Source organism: Streptomyces sp. NBC_00016 (assembly GCF_045040885.1).
In the GTDB taxonomy this organism is placed as follows: Bacteria; Actinomycetota; Actinomycetes; order Streptomycetales; family Streptomycetaceae; genus Streptomyces; species Streptomyces coriariae.
In genome coordinates this window covers 1,450,275-1,471,283 of record NZ_CP108304.1, presented here as the reverse complement: position 1 = coordinate 1,471,283, position 21,009 = coordinate 1,450,275, and the positions used below count along the sequence as shown (strand labels likewise).

Sequence of the window (21,009 nt, the reverse complement as noted above, 5' to 3'; positions counted from 1 at the left end):
CTGAAACCGGGGATCAGACGCTGCTGGCCAGTAGCGAAGCGTACGCGCGCCGCACCTGGAGCAGGATCGGTTCCAGCGGCAGACCGGCGTCGTCGGACAGGCGGTGGCGGTGGGCCCACGCCTTCAACAGCGGGGCTACCGAACGCGGTGGCATGGTGCCGGGACCCGTGAGGGACCACAGGCACCACAGCCGGTCAGAGCCCGACGCCCGGCGTGCGCGTTCGGTGAGCCGGTGCACCATCAGGTAGAGGTCCCCGGGGCCCAAGGGCTGATCGTCGGACGCCCGAAGCTCCCATCGAAGGTTGGCGTGGCCTCCGTGTCGGCGGTCCGGAACTCTGATGGTTACGGTGCCCCGGACGGTGTCATGCTGGTGTGAGGCGGGAAGATTCAGGAGCTCGGAGGGGCGGAGCCCGGACAGCCCGGTTCCCAGTACAAGCAGTGGTGCCAAGTCTTCCCTGGTCAGGAACAGACCTCGGGCGACGTCGGCTCTCTTGGCCGGGCTGTCGGTCCGGTCGAAGAGATCGAGGACGTGGAGGTCGAGACTTTCGATCTCCACGTCGGTGCAGGCCGAACTGGGCGGGTCGGCCCGGTACGCCGCCAGCAGGCTGTCGCCTCGGTCAATTCGGTCGCGCACGGCGACAGCGTCACCTGCGGCCGCGCCCATGAGTTGCTCGAACTCGTTGCGAGTGAGGTAAGAAACGGGTTGTTCCAGGGCTGGCCGCAAGAGGTGCGTAGGCAGTCTCGAGCCCGGTCGAGTGAAGGGAAGGCGACCCCGGGTGGTAATTAGAGTTCCGACCTCCGGAGACAGGCTGCCGTATGGTGCGTTCCGCAGGAGCCTGCACAGCGAAGTCATGTCTTGGTAGCAGGCGCCCGCGGAAGTCATTGTCCTCCGGATGGTTACGTATTGCCCAAGATGCCGTTCGCGCAGGGACGACAGCGAATCCAGTGGTTCGCCCAATGAGTCCAGGAAAGCCAGGAAGCGCCGTACGGTGGAGAAGTACGCCTGAGCCGTGGGCAGTGCGCCTACCGACTTCAGTACCCCGGCCAGGCCCTTAGCCATCTCCAAGTGCAGGGCGGGGCACGGTAGTTCGGCCAGCCTGAAGGTGTGCGTCCGGCCGTCAGCGGCCCGGAAGGCAACCGCCGTCGGTGACACGGTGGGAGGCTGGGGTGGTTCACTGCCGTCAGAGAAGAGTGCAGGCATGGGCAACACCTTTCGTGCGGCAATCACGCACAGCGGAGCCCCCGCCGTAAACCAGGGGGCCGGGCAAGGATCGGATCCGATTTAAGGATCATCCGAAGACCTGCTCCGTTGTCCCGGGAATCCCCATACGGGTGATCCCCTGACGCCGCGTTCGAAGATGAATTCGAACGACGGGTTGCCGCACTCGTGCGTAGTTGGCGGTGAGAGACCGCGCCGTGCGCCGATCATCAGCCACCGAATGGCAGGATCCTGCCGGTCGATGTGGCCGTTGAAGTTGGGGTCGCGAGCACGCGTCTTACCAGCAGTCGCTGCTCTGCTGTCCCGTCAGCAGAGCAGCGATCTGGATTCATAGAGAATCGTGCACCAGCTTGTTCAGCGAGCGGTGGCGAGAATGAGTGCAAAGCCGGCGTTGGTGTCGGCCCAGAGCTGATTCGTACGGAGACCCGCTCCAGTCATTTCTTCCTGGAGTCCGTCCTGCGTGAATTTCGCGCTCCGCTCGGTGATCCATTCTTCTCCGCGTGCGAAGTGCACTGCCAGGTCGAGGTCTCGAATCTTGACGAGCTGTTCTGCTCGGCTGCGCAGCCTCATTTCGATGTGGCTTTCCGTGCCGTTCCACACCGATACGTGGTCGAAGGCGTCCGGGTCGAAGTCGGCGTTCAGTTCGCGGTTCAAGACGTGCAACAGATTCTTGTCGAACGCAGCCGTGACGCCTTGAGCGTCATCGTAGGCGGCAGTCATTTCCTGCTCGGTCTTGACCAGGTCGGCGCCGATCAGAAGGAAGTCCTCGGGACGCATGATGTCTCGGAGCCCGCGGAGGAACGGGCCACGGGCGGGTCGCCGGAAATTCCCAAGCGTGCTGCCGAGGAAGGCAATGAGTCGTGGGCCGTTCTCGGGCAGCGCCGGCAGGACGAGGGGAGTCGTGAAGTCGGCGCGCAGGGCGTGCAGACGGATCCCCGGGTAGTCCTGGACGAGTTGGGCGCTGGCCTGATGGAGCGCGTCCGCGCTGACGTCGACAGGGACGTAGTGCAGACTGCTCGGCCCCAGTGCCTCGATGATCAGCTTGGACTTCGTTGAGCTCCCGGACCCGAGCTCGACAAGGCTGCGGGCTCCCGTCCGCACGCCGATGTCCTGGGCATGGAGTTGGAGCAATCCCAGTTCCGCTCGCCACAAGGGGTATTCCGGGAGCTGGGTGATCTCCTCGAAGAGTTCGCTGCCCCGGGCGTCGTAGAACCACGTGGGCGCCGTGGACTTCGGGGTGCGGGTCAGCCCGTCGCTGATGTCGGCGCGCAGTGCCTTGGCGTAGTGCTCGGCCTCGAGAGTGTCGGTGTAGCCATAGGCCCGGTTCTCGTTCATGCGTGCCTCTCTTCGGTCGACGCCACATCGGCGGAGTGCCGGGATCGCAGTTTCCTTGTCGAGCGCGCAACGCCGGCAGCAGCGGGCACCCTCCCCATCACCGGGCGGCTGGGCGCCCGGGATGACCGACGGGACCGGGGCGCAGGCCGAGTCCTTCCGTAACCGATCCGGCTTCTCTGCCTGGGCTTGGGCACACAGGTGGGCGTTGCAGTGCGGACAACGGACAGGATGAACGACCCACATAGCGCGGCTGTCACACCGGCCGCGTCGTCGTACGCCCGCACCAGCACCCGCTCGTCCTTGACGAGGTCGGTGCCCAGCAGCAGCGCGTCGCCCGGCGCGAGCAGCGCGCGCACCGAGGCGAGGAACAGCGCGCGCTCGGCCGGCAGCAGGTTGCCGATCGTGCCGCCGAGGAAGGCCACCAGGCGAGGCCCCGGGGTGTCGGGCAGTGCCAGTGCCGTCGTGAAGTCGGCGATCAGGGCGTGCACGTTCAGTTCCGGCCGCTCGGCGATCAGGCCCTGCCCGGCCTGGGTGAGGGCGCTCTCGCTGACGTCGACGGGCACATACGTGTCCAGGCCGGTCAGCGCGTCGATCAGATAGCGGGTCTTCTCCGAGGAGCCGGAGCCGAGTTCGACGAGCGTGCGGGCACCGGCCGCCGCGGCGATCTCGTCGGCCCGGTCCACGAGGATCTCGCGCTCGGCGCGCGTCGGGTAGTACTCGGGCAGTTCGGTGATCTGCTCGAACAGCTCACTGCCGTGCGCGTCGTAGAACCACTTCGGCGGCAGCGTCTTCGGGGTGTCGGTGAGGCCGCGCTGGACATCGGCGCGCAGCGCGGCGTCCGTGGCGTCCTCGGGGAGGGTGCGGGTGATGTGGAACGGGCTCACGTGCCGGTCTCCTCGGTTGGTGCGGATGCCGTGTCGGTGCTCGGTTCCTTGAGCGGGGTGAGCAGGACGTCGGCGCGGCTCGCCGCGAGCAGGGTGCGGTCGGGGACCTCCTGCCAGCGCGGATCGTCGTCGTACGGTTCGGAGGCCACGACCGTGCCCCGGCCGGGCTCCGCCAGGTACCAGAGGGTGTCGCCCCAGGCGGTGGCGGTGATGGACTCCCCGTCGGTGAGGAGCAGGTTGAGGCGCGAGCCGGGAGCCGCCGCGGCGACCTCGAGCACCGTGTCCGCCATCGCCTGGCTCCCCGTGTCGCCGGCGCGCAGCCGGGCGAGGACCAGCGCCCAGACGAACGCGGAGTCGTTGCGCGCCTCCATCGACAGCAGGTCCGCGGCGGGCAGCGAACCGGTCAGCGACTCCAGTGAGCCCGGCCAGCCCGTGACCGCCCCGTTGTGGCTGAACAGCCAGGTCCCGGCCGCGTACGGCGCCGCCGCGGCCTCCGCGTCGGCACCGGCCAGCGTCGCGTCCCGTACGGCGGCCAGCAGCGCCCGGCTGCGGACGACCCGGGCCAGGTCGGCGAAGGACAGGTCGGCCCAGATGGGTCCGGCCCGGCGGTAGCGGGCCGGCACCGGATCCCCTTCGGCGTACCAACCCACCCCGAAACCGTCGGCGTTGACGGTCCCGTACCGTTGCCGCCGGGGCGCCCACGACTGCCGGTACAGACTGTGCCCGGGCTCCACGAGGAGCCGCCCGAGCGGCTCCCCGTGCCCCAGGTAAGCGAGGTGACGGCACATCAGACGGCCCCCGAGCGGGCCGTGCGGAACCCGGAGAAGATCTGCCGCCGGATCGGATGGTCCCAGTTGCGGAAGGTGCCCCGGCAGGCCACCGGGTCCACCGCGAACGAACCGCCGCGCAGCACCTTGTACTCGGGGCCGAAGAAGACCTCCGAGTACTCCTTGTACGGGAACATGCGGAAGCCGGGGTAGGGAAGGAAGTCGCTGGACGTCCACTCCCAGACGTCGCCGATCAACTGCCGCACCCCGAGCGGGGACGCACCGGCCGGGTAGCTGCCCGCCGGGGCCGGCCGCAGGTGGCGCTGGCCCAGGTTGGCGTGTTCGGGAGCGGGTTCGGCGTCGCCCCACGGGTAGCGCATCGAGCCGCCGGTCGCCGGGTCGAAGCGGGCCGCCTTCTCCCATTCCGCCTCGGTGGGCAGCCGGCGTCCGGCCCAGCGGGCATAGGCGTCGGCCTCGTACCAGCACACGTGCAGTACCGGCTCGTCGGGCGGTACGACCTCGGTGACCCCGAAGCGGCGGCGCAGCCACTGCCCGCCGTCCCGGTGCCAGAACAGCGGCGCGTGGATGCCACTGCTGCGGACGTGCGACCAGCCCTCCTTCGTCCACCAGCGCTCTTCGTCGTAGCCGCCGTCCTCGATGAAGGCCTGGTAGGCGCCGTTCGTCACCGGGGTGGTGTCGATGTGGAAGGGGGCCACCTCGCGCCGGTGCGCCGGCCGTTCGTTGTCCAGCGCCCAGGGCTCACCGGAGGTGCCCATGGTGAACGGGCCGCCGGGCACGAGGACTTCGGCCGGGCCGGTGAACAGCGGCACCGGATCCGGGTCGGGCGCGGTGAGGGCCTGCGGGCCGGCCCGGAGCTGATGGGTGATCAGCATGGTCTCGTCGTGCTGCTGTTCGTGCTGCGCGATCATCCCGAAGGCGAAACCGGCCTCCGTCAGCCGGGTGCCGCCGAAGTCGGCGGACTCCAGGACGTCCATCACCCGGCCGCGCACCTCCGCGGCGTACCGGCGGGCCTCGCCCGGCGGCAGCAGCGGCAGCGAGGGCCGTTCGGCACGCGAGTGCTCGAAGGCGTCGTACAGGCCGTCGATCTCGGGGCGCATCGCCTCACGGCCGGCCACCGTGCGCAGCAGCCACAACTCCTCCTGGTTCCCGATGTGCGCGAGGTCCCACACCAGGGGGGACATCAGGGGGGAGTGCTGGGCGGTGAGGTCGGGCTCCTCGACGCAGCTCGTCAGGAGCGTGGTGCGCTCCCGGGCCGTGGTGAGGGAGGCCAGCACCCGGGTGCGGAGGGTGTCCGCGTCCAGGCCGGGGCCGTCGACCGGATCGGGAACGGCGTCCAGCGCCTGCCCGGTGTCCAGGGCGGGGTCGGTCATGTGCGGAGGTCCTTCCCGTACGCGCGGGTGTCCGTGCCGCGCAGGCGGTCGAGCAGGTCGTCGGCGGGGGTGCGGCCCGGGAGGACGTACCGCTCGAGGTAGTCCGACACGGCGTCCGTCACCGCCTCGGTGGCGCCGAGGCGGGGCAGCGCCCGCAGAGCCGTGGTGAAGCAGGTGACGGCGACCTCGTGCAGCTCCGGGTCGGTCAGTCCGTACCGGGCCGCGTCGATCCACAGCGGATTGTGCGGGGCCGGCAGCGGCTGGGCCCGCTCGGCCAGCGGCTTCACCGCGCGATAGACGTTCTCGGCGGCCTCCGGGTCGTCGAAGAGCGCCGTCGTCACGGCGAGCGGCACGATCCAGCCGTCGTCGCCGGGCTGCGCGTCGATCATGCGCAGTTCCAGGTGGCCGCGCGGTCTGACCGGTGGGAACAGCGTGGTGAGGTGGTAGTCGAGGTCCTCCCGGGTCGGTGCTCCCGTCCGGGTCCACTGCCGGAAGGTGAGCCGGTCGGGCACCTCCCACGGCCCGCTGTCGCGTCGGACGCACATCACCGGCGCGTCCAGCACGTGCCGGGCCCAGGCCGCGCGCGGATCGCCGTCGAGCGGGGGTCCGCCCGCCCGGCCGGCGCCGATCTCCGTCCACAGCAGCTGCCGGGTGGAACGCCAGCCGGTGGGCGCGCCGCCGAGCAGCGGGGAGTTGGCGAAGGCCGCCACCAGGACGGCGCCCAGGGTGTGCGACAGCAACCAGCGCCGCCCGTGCCCCAGGGGACCGGGCTCCTCGTACCCGGCGTCCAGGCAGACCTGCACGGAGGCCGAGGTGCACATCATGGCGCGGCCGGCCGGGCCCGTACGGTCGAGGCATGCCTCCATGGCGTCGTATCGGGGCTCGTGGAGGAACCGGCGGGGTGTGCGCCAGGGGTCCGTGCCGTGGCCGGAGAGGGCGAGACCCTGCTCGGCCAGGACCGCGCGGACGGCGGTCAGATCGGCGGAGACGATGCCCACGCACTCCATCAGGGAGGCGGCGGGCGGCGAGCTCAGTTCCAGCTGGCCGCCGGGTTCGACGGTGAGCGGTGAGCTCAACGGCAGGGTGCGCAGTGCGGCGTAGGCCGCTTCGAGCCGTTCGGGTGTGACGGGGAGCCGCGGCTCGCGCAGCTCGTGAACGAGCCATTCCACCTCGACCCCGACGGTGCGGGGTGGTCCGGTCTTGAAACAGATGCCCCTGACCAGGGCCTCCACCTCGGCTTCGGTGAGGGCGCTGCGGGTCGGGGTCTCGTCGGTACAGTCGCTGACTGAGTCGGACATGTCGGGATCCTCCTGAGATTCCACCATGCCACCGGTCCGGCCTCGGTGCGGCCGGACAGGCATCGCTCGTCCCACCCAAAACCCTCGAACGGATCCGCACAAGGGTACACAACCGTACATTCGGGACCGAGTTCGAGCTGTTCTCCAGGCGTTCCCGACCGGTCCGCGGAGCGTTTCCCGGCCCGGGAAACCCTGTTGCACGCGATGTCCAGGATCGCTCACGATGCGTGTATGAGCACGACGGGGGAGACGGGTGGGGCGCGGGAGACCGCGCGGCGCGCGGCCATGGAGTCCACGGGGGTGGCGCCATGAGTGCGCGGCTGCGCGACATCGCGCGGGAGACGGAGGGGATCGTCGCGGCGGGTCGCTACGGCGCGTCCGGCGGGCGCGAGGCGTCCCTCTCCACGGCGATCGAGGCCGCCCGGGCGAGGGCGCGGACGGCGGGACCGGTCCCGGGACCGGTCCCGGAGGGGCCGGCCGGCGCGCGCCCGAGTTGACGGGCGCGCCGGCCGTCCGTGCCGGGCGGGTCCTGGAGACGGCCGCCGCGCACGGCTACCGGCGCCTGGTGCTGGGCGCGTGGGGCTGCGGGGTGTTCCGCAACGACCCCGCGCAGGTGGCGGGGGCGTTCCGGGCGCTGCTCGGACCCGGCGGGCGGTTCGAGCGGACGTTCGAGCATGTGGTGTTCGGGGTGCTGGACCGGGCGCCGGGAAGCGCGGCGCCGGCCGCTTTCGAGCGGGTGTTCGATCAGAAGGCCCCTCAGGTCCAGCCGTAGCGCTCGTGCAGGCGGTGCCGGACCAGGTTGAACCGCATCCGGTCCAGCGCGCAGGCCTCACGGCGCATGCCGTCCTCGTGGAGCCGCAGGACGCGGTCGACGTCCACCCAGGAGTCCCGCCCGGACCGGTCCCAGGGCCCGCTGCCGATCGGCACCCACTCGCGGTCGCCTTCGTGCCGCTTGCTCGACAGCTGTACGGCGAGGAAGGTCCCGCCCGCCTCCCGGGCGACGACGAGCACCGGGCGGTCCTTGCCCCGGCCGTCGTTCTCCTCGAAGGGCACCCAGGTCCACACGATCTCGCCGGGGTCCGGGTCGCCGTCGTGCGCGGGGGAGTACTCGGTGCGCACCCGGCCGACCTCACGGGGGTCGGCCTCGGTGGTGGCGGAGGGGCCGGAGCGGCCCGGGACGTCTTCATCGGTAAACGCGGTCACGGGGGCACCCTAAGGGTGCCCCCGTGACCAGGTCGTCAGCGGGTCACTTCTCCTCGACCGGCACCCGCTGCGCAGGCGGGCTCGCCACCCCGTTGAGCGGCGAAGTCCCGTTCGCGGCATGCCCGTTCTGGTTCATCGAAGCGAGCAGCTGACGGGCCAGACCGAGCCCCGTGCCGCCCATGGTGAGCGCCTTGGCGAACACGTCCGCCATACCGTCGGCGCCGTTGAGCAGCACCATGTTGTCCACGTTGCCGAAGGCGGACGCGCCCGCCTTGACGATCTCCGGCCAGTTCTCGGCGAGTTGCTGGGCGACGACCGCCTCCTGGTTCTCGGCCAGCGCGGCGGCCCGCGCCTTGATGGCCTCCGCCTCCGCGAGGCCCTGCGCCTTCGCCGCCTCGGCCGCCGCCAGACCCCTGGCCTGTGCGGAGGCCGCCTCGGCCTCACCGGTGGCCCGGGTGGCGGCCGCGGTGGCCTCGCCCCGGGTCCTGGTCGCCTCGGCCTCGGCGCCGGCGGCGGCCTTGACCCGGGTCGCCTCGGCGGCGGCCGCGAGCTCCGTCTCCTTCGCCTTGGCCTGCGCCGCCGAGATCCGCGCGTCGCGCTCCGCCTCGGCCAGCGTGCGCTTCTCGTAGGCCTGCGCGTCCGCGGGCTTGCGGACGTCCGCCTGGAGCTGCTGTTCGCGCCGCTGCGCCTCGAGTTCGGCGACCCGCGTCTCCTGGACGACGACCTCCTGCCGGGAGGCGGCGTCCGCGAGAGGTCCCGCCTGACGGGCCCGCGCGCCCGCCTTGTCGCGCTCGGCCTGGTAGCCGGCCTGGAGGATCTCGCTGTCCCGGGTGGCCTCCGCCATCCGGGCGAACGAGGCCTGTTCCGCCTCCGTGGCGAGACGGTTCGCCTCCGCCTGCGCGATCCGCGCGTCCCGCTGTACGGCCGCCGCGTGCGGCATCGCCATGTTCTTGATGTAGCCGGTCGGGTCCTCGATCTCGTGGATCTGCAGCGAGTCCACGATCAGGCCCAGTTTCTCCATCTCCGTACCGCAGGCGGCACGGGTCTGCCCGGTGAGCTTCTCCCGGTCGCGGATCATGTCCTCGACCGTCAACCCGCCCACGATGGACCGCAGATGACCGGCGAAGACGTTGTGCACCCGCTCCGACATCAGCTTCTGCTGGTCGAGGAATCGCCGGGCCGCGTTGGCGATCGACACGAAGTCGTCGCCGACCTTGAAGATGACCACGCCCCGCACCTTGAGCGGGATGCCCTGGTGCGTCACGCAGTCCACGTGCAGTTCGGTCTCGTTCAGGTCGAGCGACAGCTTGCGCACCACCTGGACCCCGGGCATCACCATCGTCCCGCGCCCCGTGACGATGCGGAAACCCATGCCCGCCTCGAGGCCCTCCGTGCGGTGGTTGGAGCCGGAGATGACGAGTGCCTCGTTGGGTTCCGCGACGCGCCACATCATCTTGAACAGACCGATCAGACCGAGGACGGCGACAACCGCCACCCCCGCAACGACGCCGACAACCATCGGCATACGCCCCCTTTTGATGGTGCCCTTTCGGCACCGAACGAAGGGAGTCTGCGCCTGCCCGGGTCAGGGTTGAAGACGTCGGCGAATCCTTGTTGCAATCTTGACGCTTACGTTCCCGAAGACGTACAGAACCGCTCTCACCTGCGCCGGGACGGGCTCAACTGTCGTACGCCCGGGTGACGTAGACCGTCCTGGGCGGCAGGTGCTCCACCACCATCACCACCGTGCCGGACTCGATGCGGCCCGTGCCGTCCGCCGGGTGCGCGAGGAAGTGTTCGGCCCCGCCGCGCACCCGGACGATCACCTCGCCGACGAGCCCGGGCCCGATCGTCCCGGTGACCCGCCCCATGAGCCCGACCATCGACGCATCGTCCATGGTCACAGGGTACGGGCGGAACCCGCTCATCCGGCCGGCGAGTCCGCGACCGCTTCCCGCGGCCAGTGCTCGTGCCAGCGCAGCTCCGCCTCCAGTTGGGCGGCGAGCGAGATCAGCAGGGGCTCGCTGTTCGCCGGGCCGAGCAGCTGTGCCCCGACCGGCAGCCCGCCGGGCGCGAAGCCCGCGGGGACGTTGACGCCGGGCCAGCCCAGCACGTTCCACGGCCAGGCGTAGGGGCAGGCGGCGATCATCGCGCGGTCGGTGGCGAAGCCGCTCAGGTGCAGCATGGCCCCGATGCGGGGCGGGGGAGCGGCCGTCGTCGGCGCGAGGATCACGTCGTACTTCTCGAAGAAGCCGCCGATACGGCGGTGCAGGACGGCCTCCGCCCGCCGGGCCGCCCGCAGCGGGACCCCGCCCAGCAGCCGGCCCAGCCGGGCGGCGCCCCGGGTGCGCCGGTCGAGAAGCGCGGGGAACGGGGCCTCGGCGACCCGCTCGGCGATGCCCGCGGTCGCCCTGGGCACGAAGGTGAGGCCGATCTGCCCGTACGGCGGGTCGGCCTCCTCGACGGTGTGCCCGAGGCCCGCCAGCCGCTCGGCGACTTCGAGGACGCGGGCGCGCACCTCGGGTCGCAGCCGGGCGGGTACGGCGGTGAACGGGGGTTTCAGCGACAGCGCGATCCGCAGCCGGCCGGGGTCGCGCCCCACCGCCGCCGAGGCGTCGACGGCGGGCGGTCGGTGCGGATCGTGCGCGTGGTTGCCGCTCGCCGCGTCGAGCAGCAGCGCCGCGTCCGCGACCGTACGGGCCAGCGTGCCGTTGACCGTGATGCCGTGGAAGGACTCGCCGCGCGGCCAGGTCGAGACCCGGCCGCGCTGCGGCTTGATGCCGACCAGATGGGTCCAGGAGGCGGGGATGCGGACCGAGCCGGCCCCGTCCGAGCCGAGCGCGGCCGGCACCAGACCCGCCGCCACCGCGGCCGCCGAACCGCCGGAGGAGCCGCCCGGGGTGTGCTCGGTGCTCCACGGGTTACGGGTCGCGCCGAAGGCCGGGCCCTCGGTGAACGGCCACTGGCCCAGCTCGCAGGTGTTGGTCTTGCCGACGATCACGGCGCCGGCCGCGCGCAGCCGGCGGACCGCCTCGCCGTCCTCGGTGACCGCGGGGTGCACGCCCTGACAGCCGAAGGCGGTCGGCTCGCCCGCCACGTCCATGTCGTCCTTGACGGCGACGGGGACGCCGAGCAGCGGCCGCCGGCCCCCGGCCGCCAACTCCCGGTCGGCCGCGTCGGCTTCGGCGAGCGCGGCCTCGGCCCGCACGATCCGGAAGGCGTTGAGGGTGCCCTGGCTCGCCTCGATCCGGGCGAGGGCGTGCTCGACGAGTGTGCGGGAGGACACCTCGCCCTCGGCCAGCGCGCGGGCGGTGGCGGTCAGGCCTGCGGCACGGTCGGGCGTCATGCGGGCACCTCCGGGACGACGATGTCTACCGCACGGTAACGTCTGGCGGCCCGGCGGTGGAACGGCACGCGGGCGGAAGGGGTTTGCCCGTCCGCCACAAGGGCGGCGGCCGCCCCGCCACAGACGTCCCACAGGCATCGTCCGTTCCTGCGCAAAGGATTGACGTGTTCCTGCCTCACCCCTACCTTCTGATCGACTTTCCGAACTTTGTTCGGGATGTCGAACCGCTGGACGTGCCTTGAGCCGTAGGAGAGCCGCCATGACGACCCGTCCCCCCGCCCCGTCCCGCCGTGCCCTGCTGCGCGCGATGGCCGTCCTGCCCGCCACGGCACTCGTGCTCGGCGAGGCGCCCGGCCTGCTCGGCACGGCCCTGGCCGCCGCGCCGGCCGCCGGTTCGGCCACCCGCTACACGATCGTGCCGTTCCTCAACAGCAACGACGGAACGGTGAACGTCTACCAGTCCGACGACGCCACCGACTTCCGGCTGCTGCAGTCCTCCGCCTACACCCCGCCGAGCAACCGCATCCGCGACGCGAGCGTCTTCAAGCACACCAACGGCTACTACTACGTCACCTACACGACCCACACCTGGCAGGACGCCAGCACCACCATCGGCTTCGCCCGCAGCTCCGACCGGGTCAACTGGACGTTCCTGTACGACTACACGGTCCCGATCACCAACCTGTCCCGCGCCTGGGCGCCGGAGTGGTTCGTCGACAGCGACGGCAGCGTCAACGTCATCGTGTCCTGCTCCGTGACCAGCGACGAGTGGATCTTCACCCCGTATCTGCTCAAGGCCACCAACTCCGCGCTCACCGCCTGGAGTTCACCGGTCGCCCTGTCCGGAATCGGGTCGAATCACATCGACACCTACATCGTGAAGGTCGGCTCGACCTACCACGCGTTCACGAAGAACGAGACGGCGAAGTACATCGAGTACGGCACGGCGTCGAGTCTGGCCGGCCCCTACACGATCACCAGGACCGGCGACTGGGCGGGCTGGGGCAGCTACCGCGAGGGCCCGTCCGTCATCCAGCTCGACAACGGCGCCTGGCGGATCTTCTTCGACGGCTACGGCGACGGCAACTACTACTACAGCGACAGCTACGACTCCTTCGCCACCTGGAGCGCGCCCAAGGCGCTGCCCGGCATCTCCGGTACGGCACGCCACTTCACGGTCATCAAGGAGACGGTGACCGGTGGCCCCACCCTCACGAAGAACGCCACCCGCTCCTTCCGGTCCGGCAACTACACCACCCGCTACTGGCAGGAGCAGTCCGCGCTGCTCAACCTGCCCGTGGTGACCAGCTCCAGCACCACCGCCGAGAAGCAGGCGTCCACCTTCACCGTGGTGGCGGGCCTCGCCGACGCGAACGCCTACTCCTTCCGCGACGCCGCCGGAAACTACCTGCGCCACTACTCCTTCCGGGGCCGCTTCGACGCCAACGACGGCACGGCGTCCTTCGCGAAGGACGCCACCTTCATCGCCCGGACGGGCTCGGCGAGCGGTTCGGTCCGCTTCGAGTCGTACAACTACCCCGGGTACTACCTGCGCCACTACAACTACCAGCTCCGGGTCGAACAGCCCGACGGCACCGACCTGTTCCGTCAGGACAGCTCCTTCGTGGCGGCGACCGCCTGGGCCTGAGCCGGTGGACCGGGCCGGGATGACGGGGCCCCGGCCCGGTGGCTCACCGGTACGACCTCACCGGTGGTGCGGCGACGTCAGGTAGTGCTGCCTGAGGAGCTCCTTGCCGTAGTCGTTGCCGTTGGGGGTACGAACGATGGAGTGGACGTGCTTCTGGGTGGCGCCGCTGCCCTGGGTGGCGCCGTACGCGCCCGCGAGGGGGCCCGGGGCCTGGCAGTCGACCTCGATCCAGACGACGGGGCTGTGGACGCGGACGTAGAAGGCGTCGTCGTCGCCGGTGCCGCCGGCCCAGGTGACGTAGGTGTCGTCGACGTGCTTGCGGACCTCGGCCAGCGTCACCTTCGCCACGTCGGCCTTGGCCCGCCCGGTGAAGGCCTGCACGATGCCGAGGAGCTTGGTCCTCTGGGCGGCGGTCAGGGCGTTGCCGCGGATGCCGGTGTACTCCTGGACCGCGTTGTCGGAGAACGCGCCCGCTGTCATCGACTCGTTGGACTTGGTGGACGACTCGATGGCGACCGCCTGCTGCGCCGCGCTCAGGGAGTTGATGAAGGCGAGGCCGGCGACGACCTCCTCGTGGCAGACCGTCACCGTCTCGCCGTCGATCTCCATCGAGGTCGGTTCCGAACCCCAGAAGCAGGGGCTCATCACGACCTGGTCGCCGAGGACGAAGTAGTTGATGACCAGATGGTGGCCGTCGAGCTGGAAGCCCCAGGGCTCGGTCGCCGACGGGGTGCCCATCACGGTCCAGTAGTAGGCGTCCTCGTTGAAAGAGTCGGTGTTGCCGATGGCCTCGCCGGCCGCCTGGTTGATCTTCCGGATCTTCTCGGTGGTCTCCAGGCCGTCGGCGCTGAGCGCCGACTTCAACAGAGCCGTACCCAGGGCATTCTGTTCGTCGCTCAGGTCGGCGAGGGACACGCCCTGGCGGGCGTAGGAGTCGACGTTGCTCCACAGCCGCCACTCGGTCGAGTGGACCGTGAACTGCGTCGAGGTCTTCTGGGTGTCGCTGAGCCCGGCCAGGAAGGCGTTCGCGGCGGCGATCACCGGGGCGGTCTTCACGCCCGTGGAGTGGATCGTGAACAGGTCGTCGACCCGCTTGCCGTCGGTGGTGAGGCCGAAGAAGTCCTCGGTGATCGACTGGTTGCCGGGGCCTCCGGCACCGCCGCCCGGACCCCCGCTGGGCGCGCCGCTCGGCACCGCGCTCGGATCGGCGGAGGCAGTGGTGGTGGCGTCGTCGGCCAGCGCCGCCCAGGCGCCGGCCCCGCCCATCGTCGCGACGGCCGTGGCACCGCTGGCGAAGAAGACCTTGCGCATGAAGTTGCGGCGGCTCGCGTGGGCACGGCGGCCGGCTTCGGACTGTGTCTCGTGGGCCGTCGGTTCACCGGAGTCGAGCTCGGTCATCGTCGCTGATTCCCTTCGTCAGGGGCACGTCCCCGCTGAACGGCCGCCGGGTGATCACTCTGGAGGAGCAGGCTGAGGCAGGCCTGAAGCGGTGCCCGGGCGGCCGTCGCAATCGGTGCGCGCGGAGCCTTTGCACACGGTCCGAACTGCGGTTCTGTGAGAGTCCTTAGAGTTGCGGGGAGGACGGGGCGGCGGAGCGGCCGGCCGTCGGAAGCGTCACCGAGAACTCGGTTCGCCCCGGTTCGCTCTCCACGTCGATCCGGCCGCCGTGCGTCTGGGTGAGGGCCGCCGCGATGGCCAGGCCCAGGCCCGTGCCGCCCTCCTCGCCGGGCATGCGGGAGCGGGAGCCGTCGGCCCGGGTGAACCGCTCGAAGATCGAGGGGAGCAGGCCGGGCGGGATGCCCGGACCGTCGTCCCGTACGCGAATCACGCATCGGGAGGTCTCCAGCGACTCCACGACGACGGTGACCTTGGTGCCGGCCGGCGTGTGCACACGGGCGTTGGCCAGCAGGTTGGCCACCACCTGATGGAGCCGGGACGGGTCGGCGACGACCGTCACCGGCCCGTCGAGGCGCAGCGCGAGCTGCCAGTCGTGCTCGCCTCCCGCGGCCTGCGCGTCCCAGACGGCCTCCGCCACCAGCGTCGCGAGGTTCACCTCGGTCCGCCGGAGCGGCCGCCCCTCGTCGAGGCGGGCGAGCAGCAGCAGATCCTCCACCAGACCGGTCATCCGGGCCGACTGGGCGGAGACACGACGCCAGGCCAGCTCCGGCGCGATCGTCCGGTTGCCGCCGTTCATGTACTCGGCGTACCCCGCGATCGAGGCGAGCGGTGTGCGCAGTTCATGACTGGCGTCGGCGAGGAACCGGCGCATGCGTTCCTCGGTGCGCCGGCGTTCGGCGAGCGAGGCCTCCACGTGGTCGATCAGCTGGTTGAGCACGACGCCGACCTGGCCGGCCTCGGTGCCGGGGTCGGTGTCCCGCGCGGCGACACGGGCGAGGACGGCGACCTCGCCGCGGTCCAGCGGCACCCGGGCGACCTCGGCGGCGGTGGCCGCGACCCGGCCCAGCGGGCGCAGCTGCCGCCGTATGACGACGGCGGAGGCGCAGGCGGCGGTGGCCAGTCCGACGGCGGCGATCGCCGCCTCGACGACGACGAGACGGTCGATCACCTGCTGCACGTCGGCCATCGGGAGCCCGGCCAGGACGGGCACCCCGTCGCCGCCGAGCGCGGTCACCCGGTACGTGCCGAGGCCGGGAAGGTCGCGGGTGTGCAGCGACCCGTCCGCGGTGATCCCCTGCAGGGCGGCACGCTGAGCGGTGGTGAGGACCCCCTGACGGCCGTCCTCGGTCACCACCTCGGCGGCGATGATCTCCCCGTCGGCGAACCGGGCCGCCAGGGTGCCGGCCGGCTGCCCGCGCTCGTTGAGGAACCCCAGATCCGTCGCACCGCCCGTCCGGCGCTGCAATCCGCCCTGGCTGCGCTCGGCGGCGTCGGTGACACGCTGGTCCAGGTCCCCGAGCAGATAGACGCGTTGGACGAGGACGGTGCTGAGCGCCATGACCGCGCACACGGCGACCAGGGTCACGGAGACGAAGAGCACGAGGCGCACCCGCAGGGACCGCCGGCCCAGACCGGTGCCGGACGGGTTCGCCCCGCGCCGCCGGCCCGACAGGACCGTCATGCCCCTTCGTCCGCGGCTCTGATCGCGTACCCCGCGCCGCGCACGGTACGGATCATCGGCGCCCGCCCTTTGTCGATCTTGGCGCGCAGTCCGTAGATGTAGACCTCGACCAGGTTCCCCTCGCCGTCGAAGGAGGCGTTCCAGACGTGGTCGAGGATCTGGGCCTTGCTGAGGACCTGGTGCGGGTGGCTCATGAGGAACCGGAGGAGGTCGAACTCCTTGGTGGTGAGCGGGACCGGCACTCCGCCGCGCCGCACCTCGCGGGTGCTCTCGGCCAGCACGAGATCGCCCAGCACCCGCACGGGACCCTGGTCGGCGCTGTCGCCGGGGCCGGACCTGCGCAGCAGACCGCGCAGCCGCAACACGACCTCTTCCAGGGAGAACGGCTTGGTCACATAGTCGTCCGCGCCGGCCGACAGCCCGTCGATGCGGTGCTCCAGGGCATCCCGTGCGGTGAGCATCAGCACGGGCAGCCGGGTGTTCTCGCTGCGCAGCCTGCGCAGTACCTCGACCCCGTCGACGTCGGGCAGCATGCCGTCGAGGACGACGACGTGCGGGGCGCAGTCGCGCGCGATGCGCAGCGCGCTGCGTCCGTCGGCGGCCGCGAAGGACCGCCACCCCGCCTCGGTCACGGCGGCGGACAGCAGCTCGGTGAGCTCGGGCTCGTCGTCGACTATCAGCACGCGAACCGTGCCTGTACGGGTACCGGGGACGCCAGACATGGCTCGACCCTCTCTCCGTTCACCATGAGGAGCATGTGCGCGAGCTGAGCGCGCGCCATGGGAGGGACGAGGCAGGGGGCGGACGAGGCAGGGACGGACCGGCCGCCCGGTCGGCGGCGGCCGTGTTCAGTGACGCGGCGACCGGCGGACGGTCAGCACGGCGACGTCGTCGTGCCGGCGGTCGTACCCGGCGTACGCGCGGGCGTCCTCGTGCAGGGCCAGGGGCAGCTCGGTGGGGGAGAGGTCGAGGTGTTTCATCAGACGCTCGTCGACCGGGTAGAAGGTGCCGTCGTGGGCGCGGGTCTCGGTGAGGCCGTCGGTGGTCAGCACCAGCGTGGAACCGGCCGGGAACGCGAACCACCCGACCGTGGTGGGTTCGGCGGCCAGGTCCGCGAGCCCGAGCGGGACGCCGGTGTCCACCGCCGGTGTGGTGACGGCGCCGTCGTGCACCAACCGGGGCGGAATGTGCCCGCAGTTGACGACCTGCGCCTCCGTGCCCGCGTCGACGCCGATGATCAGGGCGGTGACGAACCGCTCGTCGTCGCCGGTCTGTTCGGCGTAGGAGTTGTGCCGGACGACCGCGGCGTCCAGGGCGTCGACGAGGGCGGTGAGCGTGGGCTCCCGGTGGGCCGCCTCACGGAAGGCGCCGATGACGGCGAACGCGGCGCCCACCGCGGCCAGCCCCTTGCCCTGCACGTCCCCGATCAGCACGCGCGTGCCGAAGGGCGAGGCCACGACGTCGTAGATGTCGCCGCCGACGAGCCGGTCCTCCTGCACGGGTTCGTAGACGCCGTTGACCAGCACGTCGTCGGTGAGCAGGGGCAGGGGGTGCAGGATGTGCCGCTGCATGGCGGCGGCGGTGGAGCGCAGCCGCAGCATCTCGTGCTCGCGCGCGATGCGCCGGTGGCAGGCGTAGACGGAGGCGGCTCCCAGGGCGAGGGTGAGCAGCACCAGCAGCGCCCGGTCGAGCCACCGGCCGTTGTCGTCGGCCCGTACGAGCAGGGTGAGGGTGACGAACAGAGTGGTCCAGGCGGCGACGAACTTCGTCTGCTGGACCGTGCACAGCGCCGACGCCGTACCCGGCAGGAAGACCAGCAGCCCGAGGAGCCACACCTCGGATCCGGACAGGACGCCGAGCACCTCCACCAGGACCGTCACCGACAGCACACCGACGACCGTCTCGGCGTTGCCCGGGGGCTCGATGGCTTCGAGGGCGTCGGTGGGGCGCGTCCGACGGGGACCGGTCATGGGAACTCCCGCGCAGGTGGTGATCTCTCTGTACTTTAGACAGGTCCCCGGCCCGGGCGGGTGGTGATGCCGGCCGGGGAGCACGCCGGTCCCGGACGCGCGGCTGAACGGGCGCCGGTGTCCACCCGTACCCCTTGCCGAACGCCCGTCCACGGGCCCGTCGGCAGGCGCGTCCACGGGAGGTGACGGGAAGAGCGCCGACCACGGAGTTGTACGTGCTTCAGCAGCCCACGGCCCGCCTCGTGCGCGGTGCCGCACTGGCAGGCAGCCTGGCCCTGCTCTCCTTCGCCACCGCGTGCGGCGGCGCCGGGAGCGAGGCCACCGCCGAGAAGGGCACCCCCGCGCCGACCGCGGTCACCGCCGCTCCCGCGGCCGGCGTCGTGGCACCGGCGAAGGTCGAGGTGATCGCCGGACTGACCGGCTGCACGGCCAAGATCCGCATCGACGCGGACGAGCTGCGCCAGGGCGTCTGCCACACCGAGGAATCCGACTACCTCATCACCACCTTCCCCGAGGAGCAGTACAAGGAGACATGGCTCGAGTCCGCGAGCATCTACGGGGGCCAGTACCTCGTGGGTTCCCGCTGGGTCGTCAGCGCGCAGCCGAAGACACTGACGCGGTTGCGGCCCATGCTCGGCGGGACCATCCGGCAGCTGGGCTCCACGGGCCCGAGCGCGGCGCCCGGCGCGTCGTAGCACCGCCGCCTGCGGCCAAGGCCGGCTCGGCGACGGCGACGAAGTCATCCGGCCAGGGGCGGCCACGCCGTCACGGGCGTGGCCAGGGGCGGCCGCCGATGGCCTCGATGCCGTAGTTGAAGCGCCGTAGATAGCCCGCGAAGGCGGCGATGTCCTCGTCCGGCCAGTCGGTCATCACCTGGTCCAGGATGTCCACGATCCCCTCGCGCTCCGAGTCCAGCAGGCGTGTGCCCTCGTCGGTGAGCCGGAACTTGCGGGCCATCCCGCCCTCCGGGTCGGGGATCCGCTCGATGAGCCCCGCCCGCATGGCCGCCGCGGTCTGCCGGTTCAGGGTGGAGGCGTCCAGTCCGAAGGCCTCGCTGAGTTCCCCGATCGACATGGGTCCCTGGACCCGGATCCGGCTGAGCAGGATGTAGGCGCTGCGCTCCAAGAGGCTGTTCTTGCGGCGACCGCCCCGCTGGTTCAGGAACGTGTGGCGGCTGAGCAGCATCTGCTCGTACTCGACCTCGTGCGTCGGCGTGTCCATGTGCCCGACCTCCTGCTTCCGTGCGCCCGCACCATCCTGGCACATCGCTGTGCACGGGCCACAGCATGTGCTTGATACACACGACATGTACGATGCACATCCTTCGCGTGCTGCGCGCAGACCCTTCCCGCGGACCTTCACCGCACATCCCAAGTCGAGGAGTCCCCCATGGGCGCCCCCGCTCTCCAGCCCACGGCCCGCTCAGGTGCCGTGATCGCCACGCTGGCCTTCGCCGGCACCACCGCGGCGATCATGCAGACGCTGGTCACCCCGCTCATCGCCGAGCTGCCGCAGATCCTGGACACCTCGTCCTCGAACGCGGCCTGGGTGATCACGGTCACCCTGCTGGTGGCCGCCGTGTGCGTGCCCGTCGTCGGCCGCCTCGGCGATCTGCTGGGCAAGCGCCGGATGCTGCTCGCCTGTTCCGTGCCGCTGATCGTGGGCTCGGTGGTGTGCGCGTTCGCCTCCGACGTCGTGACGATGATCGTGGGGCGCGGTCTCCAGGGCATGGGCATGGGCATGGTGCCCCTCGGCATCGCGCTGCTGCGGGACGTCGTACCGGCCGAGAAGCTCAGCGGCTCCATCGCGCTGGTCAGCGCCTCCATGGGCATCGGCGGCGCCATCGGCCTGCCGCTGGCCGCCGCCGTCGCCCAGTACGCGAACTGGCGCGTGCTGTTCTGGGGCTCCGCCGCCCTGGCCGCCGTCGTCGCCGTCCTGATCTTCATGCTCGTCCCGGACGTCCCGGCCGGCGCCAAGGGTCAGCGGTTCGACCTGCCCGGCGCGATCGGCCTCGGCGTCGGCCTCGTCTCGCTGCTGCTCGCGGTCTCCAAGGGCGCCGACTGGGGCTGGGCCTCGGGCACCACGCTCGGTCTGTTCGCCGCCGCCGTCGTGGCCCTCGTCGGCTGGGGCGTGTGGGAGGTGCGCACCACCGACCCGCTGATCGACCTGCGCACCACGGCCCGTCCCCGGGTGCTCCTCACCAACCTCGCCTCGGTCTTCATCGGCTTCGGCATGTACGCGAGCATGCTGGTGATGCCGCAGCTGCTCCAGTTCCCGGAGGCCACCGGCTACGGCCTCGGCCAGTCGATGCTCGCGGCCGGCCTGTGGATGGCGCCCGGCGGCCTGATGATGATGCTGATCTCCCCGCTCGGCGGAAAGCTCACCAACGCCCGCGGTCCGAAGTTCACCCTGGTCTGCGGTGCCCTGGTGCTGGCCGCCGGCTACTTCGTCTCCCTGGCGCTGATGGGGTCCGCCTGGGGCGTCATGGTGGTCACGCTCATCACCAGCGGTGGTGTGGGCCTCGCCTACGGCGCCATGCCCGCCCTGATCATGAGCTCGGTCCCGCTCACCGAGACCGCCGCCGCCAACGGCTTCAACACCCTCATGCGTTCGCTCGGCACCTCGATCGGCTCCGCCGTCATCGGCGTGATCCTCTCCCAGATGACCACGACCATGGGCGGCTACACCTTCGCCTCCGAGGACGGCTTCCGCACCGCGCTCCTGGTCGGCGGCGCCCTCGCCCTGATCTCCGCGGCCATCGCCGCCGTCATCCCCGCCGCCCGCGCCGCGGCGGCCGGCGAGGACGCGACCGACCAGAGCGCCGCGCCCGAGCAGGCCAGGGTCTGAGACACCGGAGGGGGGCGACCGC

18 protein-coding genes and 2 pseudogenes are annotated in these 21,009 nt (G+C 71.4%); 5 read left to right on the top strand and 15 right to left on the bottom strand.

All coding sequences use genetic code 11. The annotated features are described in order from the left end of the window. Window positions 1-13: 13 nt before the first annotated feature. The 6 genes and pseudogenes from OG933_RS06630 to egtA form a co-directional block, all read right to left on the bottom strand. A complete protein-coding gene (locus OG933_RS06630) occupies window positions 14-634 on the bottom strand; it encodes a hypothetical protein (RefSeq protein WP_405625856.1) in 621 nt (206 codons plus the stop codon). A 939-nt stretch (window positions 635-1,573) separates the two neighbouring features. After that, window positions 1,574-2,554: an L-histidine N(alpha)-methyltransferase gene (gene egtD / locus OG933_RS06625; RefSeq protein ID WP_405625855.1), complete on the bottom strand. Its 981-nt coding sequence runs from the start codon at window positions 2,552-2,554 to the stop codon at window positions 1,574-1,576. A gap of 215 nt (window positions 2,555-2,769) precedes the next feature. Next, a pseudogene (locus OG933_RS06620) lies at window positions 2,770-3,465 on the bottom strand (L-histidine N(alpha)-methyltransferase); the annotation flags it as partial. After that, the gene (gene egtC / locus OG933_RS06615; RefSeq protein ID WP_362519281.1) at window positions 3,435-4,226 is read right to left on the bottom strand and encodes an ergothioneine biosynthesis protein EgtC; all 792 of its coding nucleotides are present in this window, start codon (window positions 4,224-4,226) and stop codon (window positions 3,435-3,437) included. The pseudogene OG933_RS06620 and the gene egtC, both read right to left, overlap by 31 nt. Then, window positions 4,226-5,596 carry an ergothioneine biosynthesis protein EgtB gene (egtB, locus tag OG933_RS06610; RefSeq protein ID WP_362519284.1) on the bottom strand — a complete coding sequence of 457 codons (1,371 nt, stop codon included), beginning with the start codon at window positions 5,594-5,596 and terminating at the stop codon, window positions 4,226-4,228. Before egtB ends, egtC begins: the two co-directional genes overlap by 1 nt. Then, entirely contained in the window at window positions 5,593-6,894 is a 1,302-nt protein-coding gene (gene egtA, locus OG933_RS06605) for an ergothioneine biosynthesis glutamate--cysteine ligase EgtA (protein ID WP_362519287.1), read from the bottom strand. The genes egtB and egtA overlap by 4 nt, the downstream gene beginning before the upstream one ends. A 308-nt stretch (window positions 6,895-7,202) precedes the next feature. Between egtA and OG933_RS06600 the strand changes: the two genes are divergently transcribed. Both OG933_RS06600 and OG933_RS06595 read left to right on the top strand, forming a co-directional pair. Next, a complete protein-coding gene (locus OG933_RS06600; protein ID WP_405633716.1) occupies window positions 7,203-7,391 on the top strand; it encodes a hypothetical protein in 189 nt (62 codons plus the stop codon). Further along, window positions 7,376-7,666 (top strand): annotated as a pseudogene (locus OG933_RS06595) (TIGR02452 family protein); the annotation flags it as partial. The gene OG933_RS06600 and the pseudogene OG933_RS06595, both read left to right, overlap by 16 nt. On the opposite strand, the gene OG933_RS06590 reads toward OG933_RS06595, so the two are convergent. From OG933_RS06590 to OG933_RS06575, 4 genes are all read right to left on the bottom strand, one after another. Beyond that, complete coding sequence (locus OG933_RS06590) at window positions 7,651-8,097, bottom strand: type II toxin-antitoxin system PemK/MazF family toxin (RefSeq protein WP_362519290.1); 447 nt, start codon at window positions 8,095-8,097, stop codon at window positions 7,651-7,653. The pseudogene OG933_RS06595 and the gene OG933_RS06590 sit on opposite strands and share 16 nt — an antisense overlap. 43 nt (window positions 8,098-8,140) lie before the next feature. After that, on the bottom strand, window positions 8,141-9,622 hold the full coding sequence (locus tag OG933_RS06585; protein WP_362519293.1) for an SPFH domain-containing protein: 1,482 nt from the start codon (window positions 9,620-9,622) through the stop codon (window positions 8,141-8,143). A 154-nt stretch (window positions 9,623-9,776) separates the two neighbouring features. Then, window positions 9,777-9,995 carry a hypothetical protein gene (locus OG933_RS06580; protein WP_020127564.1) on the bottom strand — a complete coding sequence of 73 codons (219 nt, stop codon included), beginning with the start codon at window positions 9,993-9,995 and terminating at the stop codon, window positions 9,777-9,779. Between the two features lie 26 nt (window positions 9,996-10,021). Beyond that, on the bottom strand, window positions 10,022-11,443 hold the full coding sequence (locus tag OG933_RS06575) for an amidase (RefSeq protein ID WP_405625854.1): 1,422 nt from the start codon (window positions 11,441-11,443) through the stop codon (window positions 10,022-10,024). 259 nt (window positions 11,444-11,702) lie between these two features. On the opposite strand from OG933_RS06575, the gene OG933_RS06570 reads away from it, so the two are divergent. After that, complete coding sequence (locus OG933_RS06570; RefSeq protein WP_389504145.1) at window positions 11,703-13,091, top strand: glycoside hydrolase family 43 protein; 1,389 nt, start codon at window positions 11,703-11,705, stop codon at window positions 13,089-13,091. Between the two features lie 57 nt (window positions 13,092-13,148). Here the strand turns inward: OG933_RS06570 and OG933_RS06565 are convergent, their stop codons facing one another. The 4 genes from OG933_RS06565 to OG933_RS06550 form a co-directional block, all read right to left on the bottom strand. Continuing rightward, window positions 13,149-14,489: a DUF3500 domain-containing protein gene (locus OG933_RS06565; RefSeq protein ID WP_405625852.1), complete on the bottom strand. Its 1,341-nt coding sequence runs from the start codon at window positions 14,487-14,489 to the stop codon at window positions 13,149-13,151. Window positions 14,490-14,655: 166 nt separating this feature from the next. After that, on the bottom strand, window positions 14,656-16,170 hold the full coding sequence (locus OG933_RS06560) for a sensor histidine kinase (protein WP_405625850.1): 1,515 nt from the start codon (window positions 16,168-16,170) through the stop codon (window positions 14,656-14,658). Continuing rightward, the gene (locus OG933_RS06555; protein ID WP_405625849.1) at window positions 16,167-16,892 is read right to left on the bottom strand and encodes a response regulator transcription factor; all 726 of its coding nucleotides are present in this window, start codon (window positions 16,890-16,892) and stop codon (window positions 16,167-16,169) included. The genes OG933_RS06560 and OG933_RS06555 overlap by 4 nt, the downstream gene beginning before the upstream one ends. A 126-nt stretch (window positions 16,893-17,018) precedes the next feature. Next, window positions 17,019-18,140, bottom strand: coding sequence for a PP2C family protein-serine/threonine phosphatase (locus OG933_RS06550; protein WP_362519313.1), 1,122 nt, complete (start codon window positions 18,138-18,140; stop codon window positions 17,019-17,021). 215 nt (window positions 18,141-18,355) lie between these two features. On the opposite strand from OG933_RS06550, the gene OG933_RS06545 reads away from it, so the two are divergent. Beyond that, complete coding sequence (locus OG933_RS06545; RefSeq protein WP_405625848.1) at window positions 18,356-18,835, top strand: hypothetical protein; 480 nt, start codon at window positions 18,356-18,358, stop codon at window positions 18,833-18,835. 70 nt (window positions 18,836-18,905) lie between these two features. Here the strand turns inward: OG933_RS06545 and OG933_RS06540 are convergent, their stop codons facing one another. After that, the gene (locus tag OG933_RS06540; RefSeq protein ID WP_362519319.1) at window positions 18,906-19,361 is read right to left on the bottom strand and encodes a MarR family transcriptional regulator; all 456 of its coding nucleotides are present in this window, start codon (window positions 19,359-19,361) and stop codon (window positions 18,906-18,908) included. 168 nt (window positions 19,362-19,529) lie between these two features. On the opposite strand from OG933_RS06540, the gene OG933_RS06535 reads away from it, so the two are divergent. Beyond that, on the top strand, window positions 19,530-20,987 hold the full coding sequence (locus tag OG933_RS06535) for an MFS transporter (protein WP_405625847.1): 1,458 nt from the start codon (window positions 19,530-19,532) through the stop codon (window positions 20,985-20,987). Window positions 20,988-21,009 lie beyond the last annotated feature (22 nt).